At 69.8% G+C, this 20,623-nt stretch carries 21 protein-coding genes; 11 read left to right on the top strand and 10 right to left on the bottom strand.

What is annotated here, in order from left to right:
* Window positions 1–6 precede the first annotated feature (6 nt).
* The 3 genes from ACFU7D_RS12770 to ACFU7D_RS12780 are packed head-to-tail and all read right to left on the bottom strand — an operon-like array spanning window position 7 to window position 2,841.
* On the bottom strand, window positions 7–1,041 hold the full coding sequence (locus ACFU7D_RS12770) for an NAD(P)-dependent alcohol dehydrogenase (protein ID WP_378867527.1): 1,035 nt from the start codon (window positions 1,039–1,041) through the stop codon (window positions 7–9).
* Complete coding sequence (locus ACFU7D_RS12775) at window positions 1,038–1,796, bottom strand: iron-sulfur cluster assembly protein (protein WP_378867529.1); 759 nt, start codon at window positions 1,794–1,796, stop codon at window positions 1,038–1,040. Before ACFU7D_RS12775 ends, ACFU7D_RS12770 begins: the two co-directional genes overlap by 4 nt.
* 1 nt (window position 1,797) lies before the next feature.
* Complete coding sequence (locus ACFU7D_RS12780) at window positions 1,798–2,841, bottom strand: amidohydrolase family protein (protein ID WP_378867531.1); 1,044 nt, start codon at window positions 2,839–2,841, stop codon at window positions 1,798–1,800.
* A gap of 152 nt (window positions 2,842–2,993) precedes the next feature.
* Here ACFU7D_RS12780 and ACFU7D_RS12785 point away from each other — a divergent pair, with 152 nt between their 5' ends.
* The 3 genes from ACFU7D_RS12785 to ACFU7D_RS12795 all read left to right on the top strand — a co-directional run bounded on the left by ACFU7D_RS12785 (window position 2,994) and on the right by ACFU7D_RS12795 (window position 8,298).
* Entirely contained in the window at window positions 2,994–4,466 is a 1,473-nt protein-coding gene (locus tag ACFU7D_RS12785) for a GAF domain-containing protein (RefSeq protein WP_378729499.1), read from the top strand.
* A 90-nt stretch (window positions 4,467–4,556) separates the two neighbouring features.
* On the top strand, window positions 4,557–6,164 hold the full coding sequence (locus tag ACFU7D_RS12790; protein WP_378867534.1) for a serine/threonine-protein kinase: 1,608 nt from the start codon (window positions 4,557–4,559) through the stop codon (window positions 6,162–6,164).
* 82 nt (window positions 6,165–6,246) lie between these two features.
* Window positions 6,247–8,298, top strand: a complete 2,052-nt coding sequence (locus ACFU7D_RS12795) for a protein kinase (protein ID WP_378867536.1) — start codon at window positions 6,247–6,249, stop codon at window positions 8,296–8,298.
* Between the two features lie 15 nt (window positions 8,299–8,313).
* Here the strand turns inward: ACFU7D_RS12795 and ACFU7D_RS12800 are convergent, their stop codons facing one another.
* Entirely contained in the window at window positions 8,314–9,138 is an 825-nt protein-coding gene (locus ACFU7D_RS12800; RefSeq protein WP_378867538.1) for a metal-dependent hydrolase, read from the bottom strand.
* 186 nt (window positions 9,139–9,324) lie between these two features.
* Between ACFU7D_RS12800 and ACFU7D_RS12805 the strand changes: the two genes are divergently transcribed.
* The 4 genes from ACFU7D_RS12805 to ACFU7D_RS12820 all read left to right on the top strand — a co-directional run bounded on the left by ACFU7D_RS12805 (window position 9,325) and on the right by ACFU7D_RS12820 (window position 12,090).
* Complete coding sequence (locus ACFU7D_RS12805) at window positions 9,325–9,627, top strand: hypothetical protein (protein WP_378729507.1); 303 nt, start codon at window positions 9,325–9,327, stop codon at window positions 9,625–9,627.
* Window positions 9,628–9,682: 55 nt separating this feature from the next.
* The gene (locus ACFU7D_RS12810) at window positions 9,683–10,216 is read left to right on the top strand and encodes a glutathione peroxidase (RefSeq protein ID WP_378867540.1); all 534 of its coding nucleotides are present in this window, start codon (window positions 9,683–9,685) and stop codon (window positions 10,214–10,216) included.
* Window positions 10,217–10,326: 110 nt separating this feature from the next.
* Window positions 10,327–10,800, top strand: coding sequence for a MarR family transcriptional regulator (locus ACFU7D_RS12815; protein ID WP_160025466.1), 474 nt, complete (start codon window positions 10,327–10,329; stop codon window positions 10,798–10,800).
* A 69-nt stretch (window positions 10,801–10,869) separates the two neighbouring features.
* Entirely contained in the window at window positions 10,870–12,090 is a 1,221-nt protein-coding gene (locus ACFU7D_RS12820) for an MFS transporter (RefSeq protein WP_378867542.1), read from the top strand.
* Between the two features lie 30 nt (window positions 12,091–12,120).
* Here the strand turns inward: ACFU7D_RS12820 and ACFU7D_RS12825 are convergent, their stop codons facing one another.
* The 6 genes from ACFU7D_RS12825 to ACFU7D_RS12850 are packed head-to-tail and all read right to left on the bottom strand — an operon-like array spanning window position 12,121 to window position 18,020.
* On the bottom strand, window positions 12,121–13,983 hold the full coding sequence (locus ACFU7D_RS12825; protein WP_378867544.1) for a CocE/NonD family hydrolase: 1,863 nt from the start codon (window positions 13,981–13,983) through the stop codon (window positions 12,121–12,123).
* A 57-nt stretch (window positions 13,984–14,040) separates the two neighbouring features.
* Window positions 14,041–14,784, bottom strand: a complete 744-nt coding sequence (locus ACFU7D_RS12830) for a helix-turn-helix transcriptional regulator (protein ID WP_378867546.1) — start codon at window positions 14,782–14,784, stop codon at window positions 14,041–14,043.
* A gap of 41 nt (window positions 14,785–14,825) precedes the next feature.
* Window positions 14,826–15,224: a nuclear transport factor 2 family protein gene (locus tag ACFU7D_RS12835; protein WP_378867548.1), complete on the bottom strand. Its 399-nt coding sequence runs from the start codon at window positions 15,222–15,224 to the stop codon at window positions 14,826–14,828.
* Between the two features lie 54 nt (window positions 15,225–15,278).
* The gene (locus ACFU7D_RS12840; RefSeq protein WP_378867550.1) at window positions 15,279–15,935 is read right to left on the bottom strand and encodes a CoA transferase subunit B; all 657 of its coding nucleotides are present in this window, start codon (window positions 15,933–15,935) and stop codon (window positions 15,279–15,281) included.
* 3 nt (window positions 15,936–15,938) lie between these two features.
* Window positions 15,939–16,736 carry a CoA transferase subunit A gene (locus ACFU7D_RS12845; protein WP_378867551.1) on the bottom strand — a complete coding sequence of 266 codons (798 nt, stop codon included), beginning with the start codon at window positions 16,734–16,736 and terminating at the stop codon, window positions 15,939–15,941.
* Window positions 16,737–16,796: 60 nt separating this feature from the next.
* Window positions 16,797–18,020 carry an acetyl-CoA C-acetyltransferase gene (locus ACFU7D_RS12850; RefSeq protein ID WP_378867553.1) on the bottom strand — a complete coding sequence of 408 codons (1,224 nt, stop codon included), beginning with the start codon at window positions 18,018–18,020 and terminating at the stop codon, window positions 16,797–16,799.
* A 185-nt stretch (window positions 18,021–18,205) separates the two neighbouring features.
* Between ACFU7D_RS12850 and ACFU7D_RS12855 the strand changes: the two genes are divergently transcribed.
* The 4 genes from ACFU7D_RS12855 to ACFU7D_RS12870 are packed head-to-tail and all read left to right on the top strand — an operon-like array spanning window position 18,206 to window position 20,592.
* Window positions 18,206–18,898 carry an energy-coupling factor ABC transporter permease gene (locus tag ACFU7D_RS12855; protein WP_378867555.1) on the top strand — a complete coding sequence of 231 codons (693 nt, stop codon included), beginning with the start codon at window positions 18,206–18,208 and terminating at the stop codon, window positions 18,896–18,898.
* Complete coding sequence (locus tag ACFU7D_RS12860) at window positions 18,895–19,227, top strand: PDGLE domain-containing protein (protein WP_378729523.1); 333 nt, start codon at window positions 18,895–18,897, stop codon at window positions 19,225–19,227. The genes ACFU7D_RS12855 and ACFU7D_RS12860 overlap by 4 nt, the downstream gene beginning before the upstream one ends.
* Before the next feature lie 4 nt (window positions 19,228–19,231).
* Entirely contained in the window at window positions 19,232–19,843 is a 612-nt protein-coding gene (gene cbiQ, locus ACFU7D_RS12865; RefSeq protein ID WP_378867558.1) for a cobalt ECF transporter T component CbiQ, read from the top strand.
* Complete coding sequence (locus ACFU7D_RS12870) at window positions 19,840–20,592, top strand: energy-coupling factor ABC transporter ATP-binding protein (RefSeq protein WP_378867560.1); 753 nt, start codon at window positions 19,840–19,842, stop codon at window positions 20,590–20,592. Before cbiQ ends, ACFU7D_RS12870 begins: the two co-directional genes overlap by 4 nt.
* The last annotated feature ends 31 nt before the right edge of the window (window positions 20,593–20,623 follow it).

Here is a 20,623-nt window from a genome sequence, read left to right on the forward strand (position 1 = left end):
GCCTCCTCAGGGAACCAGGATCGCGCGGCCGCGGACCCGGCCGGCGTCGAGGTCGGAGATGGCGGTCTGGAAGTCGTCGAGGGCGTACTTCTGCGTGTGCAGCGTGACGGCCCCGCGGGCGGCGAGCGCCATCAGGTCGCACAGGTCGTTGTAGGAACCCACCAGGTTGCCGATGAAGTTGATCTCGGCCGAGATGATGTCGATGGTCGGCACGTCGATGTTCTCGCCGTAGCCGACGACGTGGTAGTCGCCCGCCTGGCGAAGCATCCGGACCCCTTCGGCGGTCGCACCGCCCTCGCCGACGAAGTCGACGAGGACCTCGGCGCCGTGGCCGCCGGTCAGCTCCAGCACCTGGTCGACCTGGGTCCCGTCGGCGACAACGCCGTGATCAGCTCCGATCGACAGGGCCAGCTTCACGGCTTCCGGGTTGCGGTCGACGACGATGAGCTCGGCAGGACTGAGCGCCTTGAGGACCTGGATGCCGATGTGCCCGAGCCCGCCGGCGCCGATGACCACACACCGGTCGCGCGGGGTCAGCCGCCGGGCGGCCTTCGCCGCCGCGTGGTAGGCGGTCAGGCCGGCGTCGGCCAGGGCGGCCACGTCGGCCGGCTCCAGGGAGTCGTCGATCTTCACCACCGAGCGCGCGGAGGTCTTCAGGTACTCCGCGTAGCCGCCGTCGGTGTCGATGCCGGGGAACTGGTTGAGCTCGCAGTGCACGTCGTCGCCCGAGCGGCAGGCCCGGCACAGCCCGCAGGTGATCAGCGGGTGCAGGATCACCTTGTCGCCCTCGGCGACGTGGGTGACGGCGTCACCGACCGCGTGCACCCACCCGGCGTTCTCGTGGCCGATCGTGTAGGGCAGCGCGACGCCGGACTTCTCCTCCCACTGCCCCTCCAGGATGTGCAGGTCGGTGCGGCACACCCCGGCGCCGCCGATCCTGACGACGACGTCGAACGGTCCGGTCGGCTCGGGGACCGGGACCTCGGTCATCGCCAGCGGCTGGTGGTAGCCGACCACCTGGACGGCTCGCATGGTGCTCATGATGATGCTCCTTCTCGGTGCAGGTCGGTCAGAGGTACGAAGGCGGGCGAGGTGACCTCCTCGCCGTAGCGCGTCGCCAGCAGGCCCCGGCAGAAGTGCGCGTTCCCGTCGATCGAGATCCGGGTCGAACGCGCCCTCCGCAGCGCCAGCGGGATGTCGCCGGGTCGCTCGTCGTCGTGGTCGACCAGGACGTACGCCTCCGGCAGGTCGGGCAGCCCGAGGACCGCTCGCCGGCGCCGGAGCGAGGCGGTGAAGTCGTCGTCGGGCAGGTCCTCGAGACGGACCTCGCCCACGGCGTCCTCGGCCAGGTCCGGCTGCCCCCTCAACAGCCGGGTCAGGCAACGCTCGAGGGCCGCCGTGTGGGCCTTGCGGTGGAACGTGGTCCGCAGCTCGTCCAGGGACGACTCGGCCTCGTGGCGGAAGGTGCCGAGATATCCGGCATCGGCTGCCAGGCCGGCGTTGATCAGGTCGGAGTCATGGTGGTCGTCGAGCTCGACGACCACCTGGTCGGTCCACGGCAGCGCGGTCAGCGCGTCCTTGGCGTCGCTCGCCATCAGGTAGGCGAAGTTGGGCGAGCAGAACGACGTCGGCAGCCGCAGGTGGACCTCGACCCGGACAGGTGCGGTCGAGGAGACGGTCAGGGACCGGACGAAGCCGAGATCGGTGATGGGCTCGTCGAGCTCGGGGTCGACGACGGCGTGGAGCGCGGCGTACGCCTGGGTGGCGCGGGTGCTCTCCTGGGTCAGCAGCGACATCTCACACCGCCGCGAGGTCGGCCCGCTCGGGCTCACGGGGTCCGGTCGCGGTCTCGTCCGCCTCGGGCAGCCGAAGCTCGGCGGGCACCTCGAGGTCGTACATCTTCGCGGCGTTGAGGCCGAGGATCTTCTTCTTCTGCGCGACGGTGAGCGGGGCGTACTCGGTCATGTCCTCCGGGATCTGGAAGTCGACGAACCGCTCGATCAGCCACTTCGGCGTCCAGATCGCGTAGTCGGAGGAGAACTGGATCCGGTCCTCGCCGATCCAGTAGACGAGCTCGCCGAGGATCTGGGCGAAGTAGCGCGGCCGGGTGTGGATGAACGGCATCGCGACCGCCAGCCCGCCGTGGACGTTGGGCTCCTGGGTGGCGATCCAGCAGAAGTCCTCCAGCCGTGGCAGGCCGACGTGCTCGACGATGAAGTTGAGGTCGGTGAAGTCGCTGGCGACGTGGTCGATGTCGGCGACGTCGAACGCGTCGCGGTCGAGCGGCCGGATCGTCGGGCCCTTGTGGATGTGGATGTTGGTGATCCCGAGCTCGCGGCAGGCCTCGAAGTAGCGGTACGCCCACGGGTCGGTCAGCTTCCAGCCGCGCGACTCCCCGTGCCACTCGGCGGTGTAGAGCTTGACGCCCTGGAGGCCGAACCGCTCGGCGTCGGCGTGGAGCTGTTCGAGCCCGGCCTCGCCGTTGCGGGGGTCGAAGTTGTGGTTGTACGTCAGCTTGTCGGGGTGCTTCGCCGCCAGCCGTGAGGCTTCCTCGGTCTGCCCGAACCCGTTCGTGTAGAACTCGCCGAGGTGGGCCGGCTGGAAGATCGCGTGGTCGACGTAGCCGACCTCGAACAGGTCGTGCATCAGCCGCTCGCCGCCCTGGTAGAGGTAGTCCTCGTAGGACCAGTGCTCCGCCTCGGGGGAGAGGTTGCGGTGGTAGTCGTAGAAGCAGTCGATGAACTGCTTGCCGTGGATGTTGCGCTGGTTCTCCGGGCGGGCGTCCCAGAGTGCGACGTGGGCGTCGACGATGAAGTACGACTCGTCGTCCTTGGTGTACATGGGGTCTCCGATCTGTGGCTTACGTCACAGGACGCTAGGGCGGCTGCGATCCGCAGATCAGGGGTGCGGCGTCTCAATGTGAGACCTCGACCGTCTCAATCTGAGACGTCTCCCGGCTCTCGCTGCCGCCCGGCGGATGTAACGTCGATCACATGACAGGCCGCCACCCGATCGCGCAGCGCACCGCGGCCGTCGACGCGTCGGCGCTGGCGCCGCGCGTACGTGCCTCCTGGCAGCGCAGCCAGGAGTACGGGGTCTCGGTCGAGGAGGTCGACCCGGTCTTCTCCGGCGCCTACGACCAGGAGTCGCTCTTCTTCCAGTGCGGTCAGGAGGTGCTCGACGACCTCCACCGGACGCTCGTCGGCGAGCCGGTCAGCCTGATGCTCACCGACCCGGGCGGTCTGGTGCTCAACCGGCTCAGCGGCGACCAGCAGCTCCTCCGGGACCTCGACGCCGTCCACCTCGCGCCGGGGTTCAGCTACGCCGAGCGTGCGGCGGGCACCAACGGGCTCGGCCTCGCGCTGGCCGACCGGACGCCGACAGTGGTCCGGGCCGAGGAGCACTACTCGCTCTCGCTGTGCAGCTACACCTGTGCCGCCGCGCCGGTGATCGACCCGATCAGCGGGCGCTTGGAGGGCAGCGTCAACCTGACCACCTGGTCGGAGTCGTCCCACGACCTGCTGCTCGCCCTGGCTCAGTCGGCGGCCAGCAACACCGCCTCGCTCATGCTCGCCCGAGCCCATGGCCGGTTCCCGCGCCCGGCTCCCCGTGGCGAGGTGTTCCGGGTCGAGGCGCCCCGGCTGGAGCCGGGCGCCGGCAGCCTCCGAGACCTCTCGTCCGCCTGGTGCGAGGCGCTGGGGAGCGTGCGCGACGCGCTCCGGGTCGGTCGGCGGGTCGCCGTGGTCGGGGAGCCGGGGGTGGGGCGGACGACCCTGGTCGCCCAGGCGTTCCGTGACCTGCGGCCCCGCGACCGGATCCTGGCGGCCTCCGCCCCGGAGCCCGCCGACGCCGAGGCCTGGCTGTCGCTGTGGACGCCGGAGCTCGCCAAGCAGGACACCGCTGTGGTCGTACGCGACGTGAACATGCTTCCGGCGTGGGTGGCCGAGCGGCTGCACGCCCTCCTCGTCGAGGCGGCGCCCGGGGCGGTCGCCGGAGTGCCGTTCGCGATGACCGCCGAGACCTTCGACGGCATCCCGGCGGCCCTCGCCGATCTCGTCGACACCGTGGTCGAGGTGCCGCCGCTGCGGGAGCGGCCCGAGGACGTACTTCCGTTGGTGCATCAGGTGGGCCTGAGGGTGCGGGGCCGCGAGGTCGCGCTGACCCCGGCCGCGGAGCGGGCGCTGCACGACCACGGCTGGCCGGGCAACGTCGCCGAGCTCGTCCAGGTCGTCCAGCGGGCCGTGAGCGCCGGTGACCAGGTCGATCTGCGCCACCTTCCCGCCGACGTACTCTCCGACACCCGGCGGCCGTTGTCCCGCATCGACGCCTTCGAACGGGGCGAGATCGTCCGCGTCCTGACCCGTCCGGGGATCACCATGCAGGAAGCGGCCGCGGAGCTCGGGATGTCGCGTGCCACCGTCTATCGGAAGGTGCAGCAGTACGGGATCCGGCTCCGGCCGGGGTAGCCCGCGGCGGAGTCGAACTCTTGGCCAAGTCCAGGAAAACTCTCGGTTGAGGCCGGGTCGTCAGGGGTGCTCACCAGGGACCATGGACCCATGCGTATCCGTCCCCCACGCGCCGGTCGCCAGCATGTGAACCATCTGACCGGACAGGGCGGACCCGCTCTGAGCGGTCAGAATCTCGCCGACCGGCTTGTCCAGCAGCACCCGTTCTCCCCTGATGAGGCCTCGAGCATCGTCGCGCAGGTCGCGCGCCTCCTCGCCTCGGGCCATGCCGCGGGGCAGGTGCACGGAGACATCAGACCGGCCACCATCGGGTACGCCCCCGACGGCCGGATCGCTCTCGTCGGTGCGCCCGCGCCCCGCGGCGGGGAGGGCCTGCCGTACATGTCCTCCGAACAGATCGACCGCAAGCGGATCGGACCGGCGAGCGACATCTACTCCCTCGGTGCCGTGTTCTTCGAGCTGCTCGCCGGCCGCCCGCCGTACGCAGGGCTCGAGCCCGAGCGGGTCGGCACACTGGTGACCGTTCCCGGCCACCTCGATGGCATCACGACCGCCATGCTCGACCCGGACCCGGTCAAGCGTCCCCGGGCCGACGAGGTGGCGACCGTGCTCGAGAGCGGGGTCGCCGCTCCGCCGAAGCGGATCGTGCGTCCGGTCGGCATCAGGGGCCCGCGCCTCTCGCCCACGCTGCTGGGTGTGCTGATGGTCCTCGTCCTGCCGGGACTGGTCTTCGGCGGCTGGGGCACCCTCCGGGCCGGCGACAAGGTGTCGAGCATCGGCAGCGCCGAGCCGCTGGCCAACATCTTACCGACCAGCTTCCAGCTCGCCTTCGACCTCTCGATCGAGCGCGACGCGCTGCGGACCGATGCGGCACTGACCGAGGACTTCCTCCAGATCACCGACCGGTCCATCGAAGCCTGGACCGTGGAGGTCGAGAAGCTGGACACCGCCGGCGATCCGGGGCTGCGGCGGCGTACGGAGAGGTCGGCGGCCGCCCTCGAGCGGCTCTCGGACATCCGTGCGGCCGCCCGGGAGGGGAACCGGTCCGGGAAGCTGGTGGCCGTCGAGCTGTACACGAACGCGGTCAACGGGCTCTTCGACCTCGCCGCCGAGCTGCCGTCGTTCCACGATGACGAGCTGGCGAAGCAGGCCCGGAACCTGGAGCTGATCGGGTCCGTCTCGGAGGTGCTCGGACTCGAGCGGAGGATCATGGCGAACGCCTTGCGCAACGAGCGGATCAGCGACCAGGGCATCGCCGACCTCAGCGCGGCCCAGGACTCCTGGGCGACCCACTCGGAGTCGATCTATCGGCGCGCTGATCCGGCGACGCGGCAGCGGCTCGACAGAATCTCGGGCCGGTCGTTCGAGTTCGGGTCCTACGCGGTCTCGTCCCAGCGTGCCGTCATCCGGGTTCTCAACGCCCGTGACGTCGAGGACGTCGTCAGGCAGCTGGAGGACAGCGACGACAGCAGGCCCGTGGACCAGCTCTGGCTGGCCGATGCGGCCGGCTACGTCGAGGATCTCAAGGAGGTGGTCGTCCACGCCGCCAACCGGCTCGCCGACGACATCGAGCGCGAGCACAGGGACGCCCAGAACCAGACGATCGCCTGGGGAGTCTTCACCGGCATCGTGCTGGCGGTGCTCGCCGCGCTCGGCGTCGCGCTGCTCCGAGCGCGAGGGCGAGCAGTTGATGCGTAAACCGGCAACAATAGCAAAGATCGGCGGACTTCATCGGTGCGTACACGAGACGCACGGGGTGTGAGTCCGACAACATATGCGCATGCGAACGCGCCCCCCGATCGCAGGCCGATACCGCCTGCACCGACTGCTTGGACGCGGCGGGATGGGCGAGGTCTGGCAGGCAGCCGACATCAGGCTCGAACGCTGGGTCGCCGTGAAGGTCGTGGAGACCTCCGCCGACCCCAAGGTGACCGAGCGCTTCCGGCGTGAGGCGCTCTCGACGACGGCGGCCAGCCACCCGGGCACGGTGCAGGTGCACGACGTCGGGGTCGAGCAGACCGAGTACGGCAGCATCGTCTACCTGGTCATGGAGCTGCTGCCGGGCCCGACGCTGGCCGACCGCCTCGAGAAGCAGGGGCGGTTCACCGTCGAGGAGGCGAGCGAGGCGATGGTCCAGGTCGCGCGTACGCTCACCGCGGTCCACTCCTCCGGGATCATCCACCGTGACATCAAGCCGTCCAACCTCGTCTACGACGGTGACGGCCGGATCCGGGTGCTCGACTTCGGCATCGCCCAGCTGGCCAGCCACCAGGCCGAGCGGCTCACCTCGACCCGCCATGTGATGGGGAGCCTGCCCTACATCTCGCCCGAGCAGGCTGCCGACAACGTGGTCGGCCCACCGAGCGACATCTACGCGCTCGGCTGTGTGTACTTCGAGCTGCTCACCGGACGCGCTCCGTACGCCGGCTCCGAGCCGGTCTCGATGATCTACCAGCACGTGACCGCGCCGGTCCCGCACGTCAACGACGTGGTCACCGTGCCGTCCCATGTCGACGAGTTCGTGGCGTCGATGATGGACAAGGACCCCTCCCGGCGGCCCACCGCCGGCGAGGTCGTCGCCTTCGCGCGTCGGCCCGAGGTCGTGCCCGCGGTTCCGGCCGGCAGCCGCGAGCTGCCCGCCGGGCTCAAGCCCCTGGCGCTCCCGTCGGCCGCGTCGTCCTCGGCTTCCTCGGCCCCCTCCGTCTCGCCGGTGACGGCGGTCGCCGGCGTGGTCGAGTCGGCGCTGCGTACGCCTCGGTCCCATGCGGCCCCGAAGCCGAGGTTCCTCCGCAACCGGGTGTTCGGCCTGCTGCTGGTCCCGGTGCTGATCGCCCTGGTCCTCGGTGGGCTGACCTTCACCGACGCGCTCGAGGAGCGGGCCGTCTCCAGTCGCGCGATGACGATCGCCGGAGCGCTCCCGGAGAGCTATGAGCTCGGGATGGACCTCATCTTCGAGCGGGACGCGCTGAGCTCCGACCAGGTCCCGGCCGCGGTCCGGCAGGCCTATCGCCAGGTGACCGACGACTCGATCGAGGCGTGGCACGACGACATCACCAAGGTCGACCTCGCCGACACCCCGAGCCTGCGGGAACGGGTCGAGCGCACCTACACGGTCCTCAAGAGCATCGACGCCTACCGCTCGGACCTCGAGGACGGCGACAAGGCGAGCACGGAGGCGGCGGTCGCCGCCTACACCGACACCGCCTACGAGCTGCTCGACTTCGCGACCGAGATGCCCAACATCCGCAACGAGAACATCTACAAGCAGGTCACCAACCTCAAGTACGTCCGGTCGGCGTCCGAGTCGCTGGGGATCGAGCGCACACTGATGGTGCCGGCGCTGATGACCGGGAGGATCGACGAGGAGTCGATGGACGCGATGAGCGAGGCGCGTACGTCCTGGCAGCTCACCTCGCGCTCGTTCTACGGCGACGCCCCGAAGGCCACCCAGAAGGCGCTGGACAAGATCTCGGACGGCACCTTCGCCGACGGGTCCCGTGGGCTGGTGTCGCAGAACGCGGTCGTCCAGGTCATCAACGACGGCTCGCTCGCGGGCGCGGTCCGAGACCTGGAGTCCCACGCCCCGGGGCGGCCGGCCGCGCAGGTCTGGTCCGAGGACATGACCCGCTTCATCCAGCTCCTCAAGGACACCATCGTGGCGATGACGTTGATCGTCTCCGACGATGTCGGCGAGGAGCACCGCGGCGTCCAGACGAAGGTCGTCCTGAGCGGGGTGCTCGCGGTCGCGGCGCTCCTCGCGGCCCTCGCGCTGCTGGCCGGGATGTTCGTCCTCCGCCCGCTGCGTGGGCGCCGGCGGTCCGTCGACGCTTGAGCGGCGAGCCGTCGGTCAGATCAGGGTGCTCAGGTTCGAGACCAGGTCGTCCCAGCGGCTGTCGACGTCGAAGCCCATCTGGCTCAGCAGCGCCCAGCCGAAGCCGACGACGGCGTAGAGGCTGACCGGGGTCATCACGACCCACTCCCGGACGGAGCCGGCGTCGCCGAGGACCGGGAGGGCGAAGTTGCCGCCCCGGGTCCACATGTTGTCGAACGGCAGCCACTTGTTGCGACGCACCCACTTCGGCGGCTTCGGTGCGATCGGCCAGAACAGCGGGATCCCCATCGTGGTCACGAAGTCGCCGATCAGGTGTACGACGCAGCCGAGGGCCACCGAGAACGGCATCCACCACCACTCCTCGGGCGCGAAGATCGCGATCACCGCCGCCAGCGCCACCGCCGGGATCCACGGCCAGTGGACGCCCTTGCGGGTGAGCTTCAATGCGTCCATCGCGAAGGCGACCAGCAGGACGCACATGATTCCTGGGCCGATCAGGACGCTGCCGAAGTGTTCGGTCTCGAGCGAGAGCTTCCCAGCACCCCAGGCGAGGGCGGTGAAGGCGAGTACGCCGAGGATCGAGTGGGTGCCGTTGCGGTGGCCGCCGGAGACCTGTCCGACGATCTTGGTCAAGCCTTCGGAGACCGGTGGCAGCGAGTGGGCGATCGTGCCGTTGTGGTGGTCGGCGTCCGGAAGCAGCGCGGCGCCGGCGCACACCAGGGTGCCGGTCATCACGCCTATGTCCGAGACGCCCGGATACCACCCGAACGCGATCGGTGCCGACGATGTCACTGCGATCCACGCGGCAGCCCCAGAGGCCGCGTGATGCCCACCCATCATGTGAAGTTGTGTCCCTCTCCAGTGTTCCCCCGCTGAATGACCGCGGACGAACGTACCGGTCCTCGTGCTGCTTCGCGTGCGTCGGGGTGGTGTGTCTGGTGACGAGATTCGAATCACTGTTCGAGGGTTGATCCGAGGCATGAAAGGGGTGCGGCCGGGGCGGCAACTTGAATAGGATGCCCGGTCATGACGACTTCCGGTGCCCACGGCGGTGCCCGCCGTGCGCAGTGGACGTTCGAGACCAGTCGGTGCGCCGCGACGGTGACCCCCGAGGCGATCGAGTTCCGGTTCATGGTCGCTGCGCCCGACGGCTCGCTCAGCGAGATGCTCCTCTCCGTGGGGCGGCACGACATGCCGACTCTGCTCGAGGAGATCGCCTACGAGATGCCCGAGGCGCTGGAATGGATGTCGGCCGCGATCATGACGGTCGCGCGTGACCGGCGTCTGGCCCTGGAGGCCTCGTCGGTTCCGCATCAGCGCGGGGCATAACCTCGGGCCGAGCAAGGTTGTCCCCCTGCACCGCAACTCGATCGAGGAGAGACCTGTGACCACCACGTACGATTTCGAAGCGACCGCCGCGGATGGCAGCCCCGTCTCGCTCGGTGACTACAAGGGCAAGTTGCTGCTGATCGTCAACGTAGCCAGCAAGTGCGGTCTGACGTCGCAGTACGAGGGCCTGGAGGAGCTCTACCGGGCCACCAAGGACTCCGGCGTCGAGGTCATCGGCTTCCCGACCAACCAGTTCCTCGGTCAGGAGCCCGGCACCGACGACGAGATCCAGGAGTTCTGCAAGACGACGTACGACGTGACCTTCCCGGTTCTCTCCAAGGTGGACGTCAACGGCGAGAACGCCGAGCCGCTCTACGACTTCCTGCGTGCCGAGGCGCCGGGCGACTGGGGCCCGCACCTCGGGCAGTTCTACGAGGCGGTCAAGGACCTGACGCCCGCGACCGAGCCCGGTGACATCAAGTGGAACTTCACCAAGTTCCTCATCGGGCGTGAGGGTGAGGTCATCAAGCGCTACGAGCCGCCGGTGGCGCCCGAAGAGATCCAGGCGGACCTCGCCCAGTACCTCTGAGGCATGCCGGACGGCGCTCGATCCCGATGTGTGCGGGGTCGGGCGCCGTTTGGGTTGGATAGTTGGTCAGAAGATAGTTCCATATCGGATGGTTCGTTAAGATCTAGTTCATGACCGGACCGCGTATCGACCTGTTGTTCCTGCTCAACCAGTCCGCTCACGCCTTCGCGGCCCAGGTCGGCGAGGCGCTGGCCGACCTGGAGCTCTCGGTGCGGGAGTACTGCGTGCTGATGAAGGCCGCCGAGGGGGAGTACACCCAGAACGCCGTGGCCGAGATGGCGATGCTCGACAAGACCACGATGGTCACCACCCTCGACAACCTCGAGCGCCGCGGCCTGGCCGAGCGGCGGGTCTCGACCACCGATCGCCGCGCCCGCATCGTCGCGCTCACGCCGGCCGGCGTGAAGGCGCTCGAGGAGGCCTCGAAGGCCTACAACGCGACCGTCGCCAAGGCGCTGGAGGGTCTGGCGCCGAGCGAGGGCGAGGCTTTCATCGAGGCGCTGCAGCACCTGGTCGAGGGGCCGTGGGCGACGCCGTCGCACACGATGACGCTGCGGCGTCGGGCGCCTGCCTCGTCCCGCTAGAGATAGGTTTCAAAATTAATATCCTGAAATAGATTGTTTCATAACAAACAATCTTCTATGGTCGTATCTATGACGACCAAGACAGTCGCGCTCGCGACCCTCGCAGCCACTCAGCTGATGGTGATCCTCGACGGCACGGTCGTGACCGTCGCCCTTCCGGCAATCCGCGACGACCTGGGATTCGGCGACGCCTCGCTGTCCTGGATCGTCAACGGCTTCCTGCTCGCCTTCGCGCTCGTCCTGCTCCCGGCAGGCCGGGCGGGCGACGCGTTCGGCACCCGCCCGGTCTTCCTGGCCGGGCTGAGCATCTTCACGCTCGCCTCGGCATGGTGCGGCCTCGCCTGGGACCCGATCTCCCTGGTCCTCGCGCGATTCGTCCAAGGTCTCGGCGGCGGCATCGCCTCAGCCGTGGTGCTCGGCATGATCGCCGGCCTCTACTCCGAGCCCCGCGAGCGCCTCCGCGCCTTCGCGATGCTCGCCTTCGTCGGCTCGATCGGTGCATCGGTCGGGACGGTCCTGGGTGGCGTACTCACCGACGTCGCGTCCTGGCGCTGGGCCTTCCTGATCAACGTGCCGTTCGGGATCATCGCCCTGATCGTCGCGCTCCGCGCGGTGGAGGGTACGCCGCGGACCGGTGCCAAGGGCGGCCTGCTCCCGCGCGGCCTGTTCGCCCAGCGCAGGTTCGCACTCGCGAACCTGATCCTGCTGACCCTGACCTTCGGTGGGTTCACGTTCCAGTTCGTCACGACGCTCTACCTGCAGGACACTCTCGGGTTCGGAGCACTCTCGACCGGCCTGGCGTTCCTCCCGGTCAGCGTGGTGATCGCCATCGCCAGCCTCGGCTTCAGCGCTACGCTGGCCGAACGGTTCGGGTCCGAGCGCGTCCTGCTTGTCGGCGTGCTCGCCTTCGTCGCCGGCATGGTCTACCTCGTCCGTCTCCCCGGAGAAGGCGGCTTCCCCCTGGACGTCCTCCCCGGCGCGGTGGTGATGGGCCTCGGCTTCGGCCTCGCGATGCCGCAGGTGACGGCGTTGGCGATGGGTGCGCTGGCGCCGGAGCACGCCGGGATCGGGTCCGGCCTGACCACGACCACCCAGCAGGTGGGCGGATTCCTCGGCACCCTGATCGCGGCCGGCCTGGTCACGACCGAGGGCTACGGCGCCGCCTACGCCTCGGCCGCGGTCGCCTTGGCCGCGGGAGCCGCGATCGCGGTGTACCTGCTCGTGGACGCGGCACGCGCCCGGGACCCGAAGGTCGCCGAGCGCGTGCCGGACGAAGCCGCCAGCCTCTAACGGCTCGCCCCCGGGGCTGATCCCTCGGCGCTACCTCCGGACCGGGAGGACCAGCGTCGAGGGGTTCGTCGTCGTGTGGTGGACAGTGACCACGCCCGCGACGCCGCGGACCAGCTGCTTCACGTTGGGCAGCAGGTGAGGGACGTCGTAGGAGTGCACGGTGACCCGGAGGCGGTGGCCCTTCTCGATCACCGCGCCGGTCGGGAAGACCTCGACGGGAACCCGATAGATCTGGCCCGGCCGGACCGCCTGCTCGGTCGAACGGGTGAAGGGATGCCATGGCTGGACGACCTGACCGTTCAGCGTCCGCGCCTTCGACGCCGTGACGGCACGGTGGCGCAGGGTCTGCCAGCCGCCGGTGATGCGGTCGACGGACCCGTCGGGCGCGACATCCTCGACCGAGACCGAGATCAGGCCGTCGGTGCCGGTGGTGGAGACCGACAGATCGGCGTTGAGCGGGCCGGAGAAGGCCAGGTCCGAGGTCGCCGGTGCCGTCTCGTAGGAGGCCCCGAGCACGTCGTTGATCCGGTTGTCGGTCTCGCAGCCGGGGATCGCGAGGGCGCCTGCGGTCCACTGTGCGGTGCTGCGCGAGCACAGCCCCTGCACCGGCAGCGGGAGGATCGTGTCGCCACCGACGGGCTTCAGGGTCGACCCGAGGGCGTACGTCTTCGCGCGGACCTCGCTCCCGAGCCACGACTGCATCGTGCGCCACTTCCCGGACCCGATCTCGTGGTAGGTCACCGGGGCGACGTCGCGGTCGAGGGTGGAGTCGGGCAGACCCTTGAGGTGCGTGTCGAACCACCGCAGCGCCATCTCGTCGAGGCCGTTGATCCCGCTGCCCTCCAGGCCGGCGCCCATCGACGCCTCGGCGTGCGTCCACGGCCCGATGAGCAGCTTGGTGTCCACCCCGTTCCTCTGCATCCGGTCGAAGAGCATCGGGGCGCCGCGCTGGAAGATGTCGTACTGCCCGGCCGTCACGAACGTCGGTACGTCGATCTCGTCGACCACGCTCAACGGTGACCGCTTCGTGTAGAAGGGGCCGTCGTAGCCGGCGTCGGTGCCGAGCAGCGCGCTGGCGAGCATCGGCACCTGGAACCCGAGCGCGCCACTGACGTGCTGCAGCAGCGTGGTCAGGGTCGCTTCCGGGCGGGTCGAGTTGACGGCAGGCGGCACCAGCCCGGCGCCGGTGACCAGCCCGAACCAGAGCGGGATGAAACCGGCGTCGATCTGGCCACCGGAGGCGACGACGTCACGGTAGACGTCGCCGGCGGGCACGATCGGGAACATCGCCTTCAGTCCGCGTGGGTGCTGGGCAGCGGTGAAGAACTGGTTGATCGCCATGTACGACGGGCCCCACAGGCCGAGCTCGCCGTTGCTCCACGTCCGCTTGGACGAGGTCGCCCAATTGGCCACCTCGAGGCCGTCCTTCTGCTCGCGGTCGCCGAACGCGTCCCACTGGCCGGCGGAGGAGCCGGTGCCGCGTACGTCGGACTGGACCCAGACGTAGCCCCGCTCCACGAAGTAGTCACCGCCGCCCCCGGCGACGTTCTTGTTGTAGGGGTTCTGCGTCAGGATCACCGGGAACCGGCCCGGCGCAGCGGTGCCGTCGGCCTTCGCCGGCCGGTGGACGTCGGCACGCAGCACCACTCCGTCGGACATCGTGAGCTGGACGTCCTTCTCGACGACCACGCCGTACGTCGCCGGCCGCGGCTGCCATGCGCTCGACCGCGCCGCGGGCTCCCGAGCGGGCGATCCCAGGGTGTCGACCCCGGATCCGGAGCCGGGCGCCTGCGACGCAGCCACGGCTGGTGGCGCAGCCGGGCCGACGGCTGGGAGGAAGCTCATGACGAGCGCCAGGAACGGGAACAGGATCGAGATGAGTCCGAGGTTCATCGCTCACTCCAAGGTGTGGTCGGGGTCACAGAGTGAAACGATGAATGTAAACGAGAGTTACGCGCCTGAGCCGGTTCGGTGACCGACGGACGTGGTTCGGCCGAGGCGTCGCGTCGGCCAGCGCGCGAGGTCGGCCTCGAGGAGCGCCGGGTCGCGGACAGGCGGGATCTCGTCGAGGATCTCGAGCCGGGCGATCCGCCCGATCCGGAATCCGCGGATCGCCGCGCGCAGTCGGCACCACCCGACGAGGAGCCAGGTGTCGTCGGCGCGGAGGAGCCCCATGGTCTCCACGTCGCGGACGGTGGTCACCGGGTGGTCCGGGCTCTCGCCGCGGTAGGTGAGGCGTACGACGCGGCGGGCCGTGACGACGTCGGACAGCATGCCGAGCGGCACGCTGCCGTCGGTCGGGGCGCCGGGCTCGATGACCTGGATCATCCCGAGCATCTCCGCCACCGAGTCACGATGCTCCTCGGCCATGACCGCCGTGATCTTCGCCCGCGCACGCCGGGCCGCTCCCTGGTAGGGCGAGGACTCGAGCACCCCGAGACCGGCCAGGACGGCCAGCGACTCGGCGGCGGAGAGATTCAGCGGCGGAAGGGAGTACTCGCGCAGGATCAGGTATCCACCCTTCGCTCCGTGGTCCGCGTAGATCGGGACGCCGGCGAGCTGGAGTGAGCTGATGTCGCGCTCGATCGTGCGCGAGGAAACCTCGAACTCGGTCGCGAGCCGAGCGGCGGACCATGGCCGACGCGCTCCGCGGAGCAGATCGACCAGGGCGTACTGCCGCTCGGCTCGCTTCACGCTCGCATTCTTCCAGGGGCCACCGACGGTGAGCCCATGCGTCAGGTCCGCATGCTTCGTTGGCCGCCGACCGACCAGACCCGCCGGACCCGGCCGTCCTCGGCGAAGTCGAAGACATCGACGCCGCCGACGAGCAGGTCGCCGGCCTGCATGTCCCAGAGCAGCCGTCCGTGGTCGCCGTCGATCGCATCGGCGATGTTCGTGAACACGACGCCGGGGTGCTGCCCGTGCCACCAGTCGAGATACCGCGCGAAGTCCTCGGCGGAGCGGATGTCGTCCGCGGGCGTCGAGCCGTCGGTCTCGGTCACGGCGAAGTGGATCCGGAAGTCGTCGGTGCAGATCCGGCGGGCGATGTCGCCGTCGGTGTTCCACATGGTCAACCACAGATCGAGCGAGCGGCGAGCCGTGGTATCGGTCGTAGGGTCCATGAACTCGGTCATGGACCCACTCTGAGCGACCGGGGCGACAACAGTGTGTCGGAGTTGTCCGGCCGGTCAGACCCCAGCGGTGCCCGCAGCCGTACGATCCACGACCTTGCCACCGGTGGCCGCTACGACCTCGTCGTACGTCACGCCGGGAGCCAGCTCGACCAGCTCGAACGCCTCACCGGAGACGTCGAGAACCCCGAGGTCGGTGATGACCCGCTTGACGATCCCGCGACCGGTCAGCGGCAGGTCGCAGGCCGAGAGCAGCTTGGGGGCGCCCTTCTTGGTGACGTGCTCCATCAGCACGATCACCCGCCCGGCGCCGGAGACGAGGTCCATCGCGCCGCCCATGCCCTTGACCATCTGGCCGGGCACCATCCAGTTGGCGATGTCACCGTTGGCCGAGACCTGCATCGCGCCCAGGACGGCGACGTCGATGTGGCCACCGCGGATCATCGCGAACGAGGTCGCGGAGTCGAAGTAGGAGGCCCCCGCGAGCACGGTGACGGTCTGCTTGCCGGCGTTGATCAGGTCCGGGTCGACCTCGTCCTCGTAGGGGAACGGGCCGACGCCGAGGATGCCGTTCTCGGCGTGCAGCACGACCGTCGAGGTCTCCGGGATGTAGTCCGGGATCAGCGTCGGCAGGCCGATCCCGAGGTTGACGTAGTCGCCGTCCTGCAGTTCCTGCGCGGCACGCGCGGCCATCTGGTTCCGGTCCCAAGCCATGACTCAGGCCTCCTTGTTCGATGCGGTGTCGGTGGGGCGCTCGCCGCGCGTCGTACGCTTCTCGATGTCCTTGCGCGCTGCCTGCTCGGGCGTCAGCGCGAGGATCCGCTTCACGAAGATCCCCGGAAGGTGTACGTCGGCCGGGGTGATCTCACCGACCTCGACGACCTCCTCGGCCTCGACGATCGTGATCCGGCCGGCCATCGCGGCGGGCACGTTGAAGTTGCGCGTGGAGGCGTTGAACTGGGCGTTGCCCGCCCGGTCGACGCGGGTCGCGCGGACCAGCGCGAAGTCGGTGATGATGCCTTCTTCGAGCACCATCTGCTTGCCGTGGAACTCGCGGACCTCCTTCGGCTCGGAGGCCTCGGCGATGGTTCCGTCGGGGTGGTAGCGGTAGGGCAGTCCGCCGTCGGAGACCATCGTGCCGACGCCGGTCGGGGTGTAGAAGGCGCCGATCCCGCTGCCGCCCGCGCGCATCCGCTCCGCGAGCGTCCCCTGCGGGGTGAGCTCGAGCGTGATCTCGCCGGCCAGGTACTGACGCCCGAACTCCTTGTTCTCGCCGATGTAGCTCGCGATCACCCGGGAGATGCGGTGGTCGTCGAGCAGCAGCCCGAGGCCGGCACCGTCGACGCCGCAGTTGTTGGAGACGACCATCAGGTCGTCCGCCCCCTGTTCCCGCAGCGCCTCGATCAGGAACCACGGGATTCCCACCAGCCCGAAGCCGCCCACGGCCAGGCTGGCCCCGCTGTGAATGTCGGCAACCGCCTCCGCGGCCGACCCGACCACCTTGTCCAGACCCATGTCTTCTCTGCTCTCTCGAAGGGCTCTACAGAAAGATTTCGTACGCCGCCAGGTGCGGCTTCAGCGGACCGACTCGAACACCGCCGCGAGCCCCTGCCCGCCGCCGATGCACATCGTCTCCAGGACGTACCGGGCCTCGCGCCGCTGCGCCTCGCGGGCAGCGGTGGCGAGGATGCGAGCGCCGGTGGCGCCGATCGGGTGGCCGAGCGAGATGCCCGAGCCGTTGGGGTTGAGCCGCTCGTCGGTGGCGTCGACCTTCCACTCGCGCAGGACGGCGAGGACCTGGGCGGCGAAGGCCTCGTTGAGCTCGATCAGGTCGATCTCGTCGAGGGTGAGCCCGGCCCGCGACAGCGCGGTGCGGCTGGAGAGGACGGGACCGATGCCCATCCGCTCGGGCTCGCAGCCGGAGACGGCCCACGACTTGAGTGCCAGCAGGGGAGTCAGGCCCCGCTTCTCCGCCTCGGCGCGGGTGGTCACGACGCACATCGCGGCACCGTCGTTCTGGCCGGAGGCGTTGCCCGCGGTGACCGTCGACTCCTCGTCGACCTTCAGCCGGATCGGGCGCAGCGAGGCGAGCTTCTCCAGGGAGATGTCGGCACGCGGGTGCTCGTCGCGGTCGACGACGACGTCGGGCTTGCGACGGCCGCCGGGGACGGTCACCGGGACCAGCTCGTCGGCGAACTTGCCGGCCTCGTGAGCGGCGACGGCGCGCTGGTTGGAGCGGAGCGCGAGCTCGTCCTGCTCCTCGCGGGAGATGCCGTACTCACGGCGCAGGTTCTCGGCGGTCTCGATCATGCCGCCGGGGATCGGGTGGTCCTTGCCGCCCGCGGTCTCGCGAGCCCGGTCGAGGCGGTCGAGCAGCTCGATGCCGCCCTGCTTCACCCCGCCGCGCAGCCCGAGCGCGTAGTGCTCGACGTTGGACATCGACTCCGCGCCGCCGGCGATGACGAGGCTCGCGGCGCCGGTGGCGACGGAGCCCGCGGCGTACAGGACCGCCTGAAGCCCGGAGCCGCAACGGCGGTCGATCTGGAGGCCGGGGACGCCGTTGCCGAGCCCGGCGTCGAGGGCCGCGATGCGGCCGATCGCAGGGTTCTCGCCGCTCGCGTAGCCGTTGCCGAGGATGACGTCGTCGACGTCGCCCTCCTGCAGGCCGGTGCGCTCGACCAGCTCGCGCAGGACCGTCGTGGCGAGGTCGGTCGCGGTCAGCGGCGCCAGGGCGCCGAGGAACCGGCCGACCGGGGTGCGGAGGGGCTCGCAGATGACGATGTCGGTGGCGCTGCTCATGTTGTCGACGGTACGCGGGCAGTCATGACTTGAGAAGTACTCATTTGGCCTCGATTGACACATCTGACGTCTTGATCAACCGTCCGACCGGACAGTGCGCGGTCAAGGCTATTGCGATAAGTTCGCGTTAGCAGTTTCCTCGGGCTCCGCTTCAGTCCGACCCCACGCAGATCAAAGAGGTGACCATGCACGTCCCCGACGGCTTCCTCGACGCTCCCACGTCGATCGCCACCGGTGCAGTCGCTGTCGTCGCGGTAGGCGTCGCGCTGCGCGGCGCACGCCGCGAGCTCGACGACAAGACCGCCCCGCTGGCCGGCCTCGTCGCCGCGTTCGTCTTCGCGACCCAGATGCTCAACTTCCCCGTCGGCGCCGGCACCAGCGGCCACCTGATGGGCGGCGCCCTGGCCGCGGTGCTGGTCGGGCCGTGGACCGGGGTGTTGTGCGTCTCGGTCGTGCTCATCGTGCAGTCCCTGCTCTTCGCCGACGGCGGCATCACCGCACTCGGCACCAACATCCTGCTCATGGCGGTCACCACCGTGGTCGTCGGCTGGTTCGTGAGCCGGGTGCTGATCAAGGTGCTGCCGAAGCGGGTCGGCCTGGTCGCCCCCGCGGCGGCGATCGGCGCCTTCCTCTCCGTCCCCGCGGCGGCGTTGGTCTTCACCGCGCTCTACGCCGTCGGCGGCACCGCCGACATCTCGCTGACCACGCTGGCCACCGCGATGCTCGGCTGGCACACGGTGATCGGGCTGGGCGAGGGTGCGATCACGTTCCTCGCGGTCGGCGCGATCCTGTCCGTACGCCCCGACCTCGTCTACGCCGCGCGCGGCGTGATCGCCGAGCGTGACCTGGTCATCAAGCCGAAGGAGTCGGTCGCATGAGCGCCGCCTCGAAGAAGGCCGTGTCGTTCAAGTGGGTCGCCCTCGGCATCGCCGTCGTCGCCCTGCTCCTGGCCGGCGTGGTGTCCTACTACGCCTCCGCCCACCCCGACGGCCTCGAGTACGTCGCCGGCCAGACCGGCTTCCTCGACAGTGCCTCGGACCACGGTGCGGCCGACGGCCCGCTGGCCGACTATGGCACGAAGGGCGTCGAGAACGCGCGGCTCTCCGGGGGCCTCGCCGGCGTGATCGGCACCGTGGTGGTGCTCGTCCTCGCCGGTGGCCTCGCCCTGGTCGTACGCCGTCGTTCCGCCACGTCCGACGAGGCCTGATCCGGTGCCCGCACATCTGAAGGTGCTCGCCCTGATCGGTTTCATGCTCGTGGTGGTGGCGACCCCGCGGGAGTGGTTCGCGGCGTACGCCTTCTTCCTCGCCGTCCTGGTCACGGTCGGCGCGGTGGCGCGGGTGCGACCGGGGTGGGTGCTGAAGCGGATGGTCGTCGAGACGCCGTTCGTGGTCTTCGCTCTGCTGATGCCGTTCATCGCCCACGGGCCGCGGGTCGACGTGCTCGGACTCAGTCTGAGCGAGTCGGGCCTGCTCTCCGCTTGGGGGCTGCTGGTCAAGGGCACGCTCGGGGTGATCGCCGGGCTGCTGCTGGCCGCGACGACGACGCCCCAGGAGCTGGTCCACGGCCTGGAGCGGCTGCGGCTGCCTCAGCAGCTGGTGCAGATCATGGCGTTCATGGTGCGCTACCTCGAGGTGGTGACCGACGAGATGCGCCGGATGGCGGTCGCGCGCGCCTCCCGCGGCTTCGAGGCCCGCAACCCGCTCCACTGGCCGGTGCTGGCCCGCTCGGTCGGCGCGCTGTTCATCCGGTCCTTCGAACGCGGCGAGCGGGTGCACCTCGCGATGGTCTCGCGCGGCTACACAGGGAGAATGCCTCGATGACCACTCCAGTTCTCGACGTACGCGGCTTGGCCTTCGCCTATCCCGACGGCCATCAGGCGCTCTTCGGCGTCGACCTGCACGTCCACCGCGGCGAGCGGGTCGCGCTGCTGGGCCCCAACGGGGCCGGCAAGACGACGCTGGTCCTGCATCTCAACGGCATCCACCTCGCCGGCGCCGGATCCGTCGCGGTGAGCGGTCTGCCCGTCACCAAGGCCAACATCAAGGAGATCCGCCGCCGCGTCGGCATCGTCTTCCAGGACCCCGACGACCAGCTCTTCATGGGCACCGTCCGCGAGGACGTCGCCTTCGGCCCCGCCAACCTCGGCCTGCGCGGCTCGGAGCTGGACGCGAAGGTGACCGAGGCCCTCGCGAAGGTCGGCATGGAGGACTTCGCCGACCGGCCGCCGCACCACCTCTCCTTCGGTCAGCGACGCCGGGTGGCCGTGGCCACCGTGCTGGCGATGGACCCGGAGATCCTGGTCCTGGACGAGCCGTCCTCCAACCTCGACCCGGCCTCCCGCCGCGAGCTCGCCGACATCCTCCGCGACCTCGACGTCACCGTCTTGATGGTCACCCACGACCTGCCCTACGCCCTCGAGCTCTGCGAGCGCTCGGTCATCCTCGACGGCGGCATCGTCGCCGCCGAGGGCCGCACCGTCGATGTACTCTCCAACGCCGACCTGATGCGAGCCCATCGCCTCGAGCTCCCGTTCGGCTTCGACCCCGTCGCCGCAGCCGCCACCCTCTAGCCCCGCCGAGTCGGCTCGTCCTGACCAAGAA

Source organism: Nocardioides sp. NPDC057577 (assembly GCF_042801335.1).
In the GTDB taxonomy this organism is placed as follows: Bacteria; Actinomycetota; Actinomycetes; order Propionibacteriales; family Nocardioidaceae; genus Nocardioides.